Origin of the sequence: Roseicyclus sp. (assembly GCF_052168335.1) — a bacterium.
Taxonomy (GTDB): domain Bacteria; phylum Pseudomonadota; class Alphaproteobacteria; order Rhodobacterales; family Rhodobacteraceae; genus Roseibacterium.
Map to the genome: position 1 here is coordinate 1 of NZ_JBQLZP010000649.1, position 2,220 is coordinate 2,220.

At 75.3% G+C, this 2,220-nt stretch carries 1 protein-coding gene; it reads right to left on the minus strand.

Annotation, left to right across the window (positions count from 1 at the left end):
• On the minus strand, positions 1-2,220 hold a 2,220-nt coding region (locus tag ACTS11_RS19815), incomplete at both ends, for a hypothetical protein (protein WP_442642006.1).

The following is a 2,220-nucleotide window of genomic DNA, read 5'->3' on the forward strand; positions in this document are numbered from 1 at the left end:
AGGTTCGCGCCGGTGCCGGCTGCTGGTCAGGAGCGGCGCTCGATGGCGGGGCCTCGGCCGCTGCCTCCGGCTCGGACGGATCGCCGCCCCGGATGATCTGCCCCGCGCGGCGGGCCAGGATCGCGAGCGACCGGCTGATCTTGCGCGGCGGCGCGGCGGGCACGAAGGCGGCGGGCGCGTGCCCGAACTGCGCCTCGCCCGAGGCGACCATGCGCTCCTCGAAGTGCATCTCGCCCGCGACGGCGTCCTCCTGCCCGGCGGCGACGCGGCGCGGACGGACGGGGCCCTCGGAGACGGCGGCGTCCTCGCGGTCGATGCGCTGCTCGGACACGAGCACCAGCGGCGCGGGTCGCGTGTCGCGGCGGCGGCTGACGTCCACGCGCACGCGCGTCGGGCGCATCACGCGCGCGAGATCGGCGCGGTACTCGGCCGTGGCGTCGACCGGGTCGTCGCCCTCGCGCACGCCGGCCTCCACGAGGCGGCGCTCCGCGACGCGGGCGGCGACGGCGGCCTTCAGGTGCTGGATGTTCGCCCGGCGGCGGCTCGTCTCGACATTGGCGAGGCGGCTGTCGGTGGCGTCGAACAGGCGATCCATGTCGCCCGAATGCGACGGCCCCGTCGCCGAGCCGAGCTTCGCGGCCTTGGCGCGGCCCTCGTCCTCGGCGTCGGGCGCATCGCCGTCCTCGCGGGCGTCCTCGTCCTCGGAGGCGTCATCCGTGGCGGCGGTCTCGACATCCGCCTCGGGCCGGTCGTCCCCGCGCGCGAGCGCGGCGAGTTCCGCCTGGAGGGCGTCGTCGTCCGCGTCGTCGGGCTCTTGTTCCGCCTCGGCGCGGTCCGCGGCTTCGGACGGTTCCGCCTCGTCGTCGTCCCGCGCGGCGGCGACATCCTGCTCGATGGCCTCGAGATCGGCCTGGAGCGCCTCCTCCTCGTCGTCGGGGAGGCGCGCGTCGAGCGTGTCGGCGCCCGGATATTCGTCGGCGGCAGCCTCCTCCGCTTCCGTGACCGTATCGTCCTCGTCGGTCTCGGCCGCGCCGTAGGACCCGAGATCCTCCTCGTCGCGCTCCGCGATCAGGCCGGCGAAGTCCGCCTCGCCGAGATCGGCCTCGGCGCGGGCGGCCTCGCGGATGCGGGCGAGACGGGCGGCGACGGAATCGTCCTCGCTGCCGTCGATCGTGTCGTTGAGCGCTTCGGGCGGCTCCTCGCTCCAGGACGGATCGGCCGAGGCGAAGAACGCCTCGATGCTGTCCTCGCCGGGGCCCGGGGCCTCCTCGGCGAAGTCGTCCCCGACCCCGTCGCGGTTGGCGGCGGCCATCGCGGCGGCCATCAGGACCAGCGTGTCGGTCCCTTCCGAGCCGGCCTCGTCCTCGTCGTCCTCGTCTTCGAGCGAAGCGGCCTCGGCAGCTTCCCCGACCTTGTCTGCGTCGTCCGCGTCCTCGTCGGCGGCGGCGTCCTCGAGACTCTCCTCCTCGGCGGCTTCCGCGACGGTCCCTTCGTCGTCGGCGGCCTCGAAGGCATCCTCTTCGCCGGCCACCTCTTCCGAAGCGTCCCAGGCGAACGCCGGGGCCTCCGCGGCCGCCTCTTCGGGCGCGGCGTCCTCGGCGGCCTCTTCCTCCGATGCGGCCTCGTCCTCGGCCGCGTAGATGTCGGCGGCGGGCTCCTCGTCCGCGAAGGCGGCGTCGCCGCCCGCGATCGTGTCGCTCAGGAGGGCGGCCAGCGCCTCGTCCTCGGCGGCGTCGCCGGCGTCGATCAGGTCCTCGTCGGCAGCAGCGAGATCCTCGTCGTCCCCGTCCGCAAGCTCGTCCACCTGCGCCGGCGCGGCGTCGAAGCCGGTCGCGGCAGGGGTGTCCTCCTCGGCGACGACCGGAGCGCGCTTGTCCGCGAAGGCCACCACGCGGCCCTTGTCGGCCTCGTCGTCGCCTGCCCCGGCTTCCGCCGCGGGAGCGTCCTGCGCATCGGCCTCCGCCTCCGCAGCTTCGTGCGTGTCGTGAAGGGCCTCTTCCGCCTGCTCTTCCGCGAAGGCCTTCGGCGCGTCCGCTTCCGAGGTCGCCCCGGCGGCCGGGGCTGTGGCGGGGTCAAAAGGGCCGCGGGCGACCCTCGCACCCTTGGCCGGTTCACCGGCGGGCTCCGCGTCGCGCGGGCGCAGCAGCAGACCGTGCTCCATGATGCGCGCCTCCACGCGCCGCTGTATGGCGGCCTCGGTGATGCGGTGCAGCATGTCGG